Here is a 4447-nt window from a genome sequence, read left to right as displayed (position 1 = left end):
AACCTTCAAACTGCTAACCTTCAACCTGCTAACCTTCAACCTGCTAACCTTCAACCTTCAACCTTCAACCTGCTAACCTTCAACCTGCTAACCTTCAACCTGCTAACCTTAAACCTGCTAACCTTCAACCTGCTAACCTTCAACCTGGTAACCTGCTAACCTGCTAACCTTCAACCTGCTAACCTTCAACCTGTTAACCTTCAACCTGCTAACCTTCAACCTGCTAACCTGCTAACCTGCTAACCTTCAACCTGCTAACCTTCAACCTGCTAACCTTCAACCTGGTAACCTTCACCCTGTTAACCTGCTAACCTGCTAACCTGATCGAGTGATTATGTCAATCCTGGTAAGTCCAAATTTGCCACGACTTTTGCAATGGCATCCCGACTGGCTTCGGCACCAAACCCCCAAGCCAGGAGGACGCCATAGTCACCCCAGAGGTTAGCGCCAAAGGTGGATTTATAGGTGTATAGCTCAATGAAGCCACTACCAGCAAGCAGGACGATTGCGATCGCATAACTGATTGCAGAGAAAATCCAAAGGCGAATTTTTGCTAGTCTTGGCTCTTGGATAACTATCCGTGGTGTATCGATCCCTGGTGCTCTCTGCAATAATTCAGGTTGGCTGATGAGGAAGCCTAACTTAGTGGAGTTAGGTGGTATTTGTTTGACTAGTAGAGTGATCGCTTTTTCGATTTGACCATTCAACTCCTGAGCAGCTTTTTTATCGGTAGGTTCGAGATTATTCAACTTATTGCGCAAATTCTTTTCCTGACGTTGCCAAGTCTGTAACTCTTGTGTTGATATTGTGGTTTCCACCAGCAGGTTGTCCAAGTCGCTGAGTTTAGCATCCAGTTGCAGGTATTGATTAATCTGTTTTGCCAACTCATCTAACTGCTCATACAAGTCTTGAGGATTTTGCTCAGGTGCCTCTCGGATTGCCTGTTGCAAATTACGGCGTACTGACTGTAGATAACGGGGGTCAAGATCCGGAGTGCTGGGTATTTTTTCTTCCAGGGTCTGACCATAATTCAGGAGTGCTAGCCAGTCCTCACGACCTTTGCGCCATTTCAGCCACACTGACTCGGCTTGGGTAATTGCCTGATTACCATCGTTCCAACGTTCCCCCTGCAAAGCCATCTCGACATCTAGCAGATGGCCTTCAATTCGGGTCTTGAAGGGATTTGGTATAGAGTCGAATTGATCGGCTAGTGATGTATTAGCTAACTGGGGGTCACTGCGTAGTTGGGTACGCAATTGACCAACCCGCACCAGAATTTTGTCCCGTAGTTTCCCTCGGCTACGGTAGCCGGACACAGCTATGCTCAATATAACCCCAATGGATATGATTACCAGAGGTATGGGGAAGGGGTCTTTAATTCGGACTGTTAATGGTACGCTTAGTTCAGTTTCTGAGAACTTAATCAGTAATTCACCACTAAATTCTCCACTTTTGGGGGCATTGTTTAATTGAAACTCGATCGGGAGAGATAGGATACTATTGTCCTCAATCTCCTCGACTGATAAAGTAGGCTGAATCAAGTTGGCGGGGAAAATTTCTTGGCCATCCTGAGTATTCAGGTCTAGGGAGATTATTTGTAAATCCTTAACGGCGTTAGTCGTGCGCAAGAGTAAGCTGCGGGTGGTACTAGAACCCCTGGTACCTGCCACAGTCATACTTTTAGGGGTGATCGTGAGATCAGCTTGGGCAAGGGCTGGTGGTGCCCATAGGAGTATTAAAATTGGGAGTATTAAAGCAATTAGAGCCCGTTTAGCCCATTTTAGGTGTTTAATCATACCTGTATTAGTCAACTGTCACCTCCGATTGTTGATCTGGTACTAAAGCTTAATATAGACCCAGAACTGAGAGGTAAATTGGTGATGGTAGGTAACAATAGGCCTATGGCCATAGGCCTATGGCCATAGGCCTATGGCCATAGGCCTATGGTAATAGGGGATTTGAGGAATGATTAATCAATTATATAGCGTTTATCCTTCTGATCAGGTCGATTCAATACCTTGAAAGCCTCGTGGATAAACCCTTTGAGCGCGCTACTTCCCGACTCCCGACTCCCGACTCCCGACTCCCGACTCCTGACTCCCGACTCCCGACTCCCGACTCCCGACTTCCTAAAACCCCAGACTTAAGTCCATTACCCGATTGATAAGTGCTATAATTGTAAGGTTGTGTTCTGCGATATTGGAATTGATTGAGCGCTACACCCTACCCGAGATGGGCGAATTGTGGACGGATACCTACAAGCTCAAAACCTGGCTTCAGGTGGAAATAGCTGTTTGTGAAGCACAAGCGGAACTGGGTAAGATTCCTGGTGAAGCAGTAGAGGAAATTAAGGCAAAGGCGAATTTTGACCTCAAGCGGGTGCAAGAGATTGAGCAAGAAGTCCGCCATGACATGATTGCCTTTCTGACTAATGTTAATGAGTATGTAGGGGATGTGGGACGCTACATTCACCTAGGCTTGACTAGTTCTGATGTTTTAGACACTGCCTTGGCACTGCAACTGGTTGCTAGTCTAAATATTATCCTCGAACATATCGAGAAGCTTGCTCAAGCAATTCGCTACCAGGCACAACAACATCGCTACACGGTGATGATTGGTCGTTCTCACGGAATTCATGCTGAACCAATTACTTTTGGTTTTAAGCTAGCCGGTTGGTTAGCAGAAGTTTGCCGCCATCGCGATCGCTTAGTGGCTCTGCGTGAAAACATATCTGTGGGCAAGATTTCTGGTGCTGTGGGAACCTATGCCAATATTGACCCTCAAGTGGAAGCGATCGCATGTCGAAACCTGTCACTGCAACCTGATACTGCTTCAACCCAAATTATTTCTCGCGATCGCCATGGTGAGTTTGTCCAGCAGTTAGCTCTGTTAGGGGCAACCATTGAACGGTTTGCTGTAGAAATTCGCAATCTCCAAAAAACCGATGTCCTAGAAGTAGAAGAATTCTTTTCTAAGGGACAGAAAGGTTCTTCTGCTATGCCACACAAACGTAATCCAATTCGTTCTGAACGGCTAAGCGGGATGGCACGAATCCTGCGGGGTCATACGGTAGCTGCTTTAGAAAATGTTGCCCTATGGCATGAGCGGGATATTTCTCATTCCTCTGTAGAACGAGTCATTCTGCCAGATGTGTGTATTTTAACTCACTTCATGTTAGTGGAAATCACAGATTTAGTGAAACACTTGTTGGTTTATTCAGAAAACATGAAGCGGAATATGAATGTTTATGGCGGTGTAGTCTTTAGCCAAAAGGTGTTGTTAGCCTTAGTAGAAAAGGGCATGAATCGGGAAGATGCCTACAGTATTGTTCAGTCTTGTGCTCATCAAGCCTGGAATCAACCTGAGGGAGACTTCTACAATTTGATTACTAAGGATCCTGGAGTTACGAGTAAGCTAACCCCTTCTGAAATAGAAGAATGTTTTAATCCCCAGCAGCATTTGAAACATTTGGACGAGGTTTATCAACGGTTGGGAATCTAGCTGTTATTTATAGCAGTTCTCAATTGGGTATTTAGAACTGCTATAGCGCAAGTCAGAAGTCAGAAGTCAGAAGTCAGAAGTAAACTATGACTTACGTTTCGGAGTTTAGGAGCGATGCAGCGCGGTCTTGGGGGTTTCCCCCACTCGCTATTGCATCAAGACAATGTCCTAAGCTTCATGGATAGTGCTATATTTATGGCGTTGCTGATTATGCGTATGGTTTTGCCCCCCTAGCCCCCCAATTCTGGGGGGAACAAAACTATCAAAGTCCCCCAGAATTGGGGGATTTAGGGGGCTTTAGTAAAACCAAATGATCGCGCATTCATTCCTTAATTCAGCAACGCCATATTTATGAGTTTAGGACTGAAGTTCCCCCAAAGTTTGAACTACTCGAAACCTCAATCCCAAGCTCTGTGGCGTTCCTAGGCTTGCCGGTACTTATTGCTACTGGGTACAGTCTTCTTGAGAATGCTCACAACATTGAACTGAACGGCGTTTGAGCGATGCAGCGCGGTCTTGGGGGTTTCCACGGGGCTTACAAGGTGCGGACGCAGGTTCCGCACACAGCCCCTCCCCACTCGCTATTGCATCAAGAAGCGATTTGGTTCTCAAATAAAAATGCGACCAGTGCCTATAGTTGGATTATATTCCAATTGCAGAGATACTTCAAGAACCAACATGGGTACACAATTTTTCGGCTCAATCACTATATCCCTTATGGGGAGAGCCTTTAACTAGTATAGTAGTACAAATGAACGGGGGAACTTCAGTTTAGGAAGTGCGATCGCTAAATTAAATTCCCCTCAACCTCAGTCTTCGCGGTGAATAGGAGTAGAGTGGGCATCCTGCCCGCCCGGAAATATATTGAAACTGGCAAGATGCCAGTTCCACTCCCGATTCCCGATTCCCGATTCCCGATTCCCGATTCCCGATTCCCGATTCCCGA

At 46.0% G+C, this 4447-nt stretch carries 3 protein-coding genes; 2 read left to right on the top strand and 1 reads right to left on the bottom strand.

Annotation, left to right across the window (positions count from 1 at the left end):
• Positions 1-332: 332 nt before the first annotated feature.
• Entirely contained in the window at positions 333-1811 is a 1479-nt protein-coding gene (locus BJP37_RS21885) for a hypothetical protein (protein ID WP_143727736.1), read from the bottom strand.
• A 218-nt stretch (positions 1812-2029) separates the two neighbouring features.
• On the opposite strand from BJP37_RS21885, the gene BJP37_RS43790 reads away from it, so the two are divergent.
• Together BJP37_RS43790 and purB are read left to right on the top strand one after the other, a co-directional pair.
• Positions 2030-2164, top strand: coding sequence for a hypothetical protein (locus BJP37_RS43790; RefSeq protein WP_269087042.1), 135 nt, complete (start codon positions 2030-2032; stop codon positions 2162-2164).
• A 41-nt stretch (positions 2165-2205) separates the two neighbouring features.
• Complete coding sequence (gene purB / locus BJP37_RS21880) at positions 2206-3501, top strand: adenylosuccinate lyase (protein WP_075906340.1); 1296 nt, start codon at positions 2206-2208, stop codon at positions 3499-3501.
• The last annotated feature ends 946 nt before the right edge of the window (positions 3502-4447 follow it).

The sequence above is a fragment of the Moorena bouillonii PNG genome (genome assembly GCF_001942495.1).
GTDB lineage: Bacteria > Cyanobacteriota > Cyanobacteriia > Cyanobacteriales > Coleofasciculaceae > Moorena > Moorena bouillonii.
Note: the sequence above shows the minus strand (reverse complement) of the source record. Positions and strands in the feature narration are given on the sequence as shown.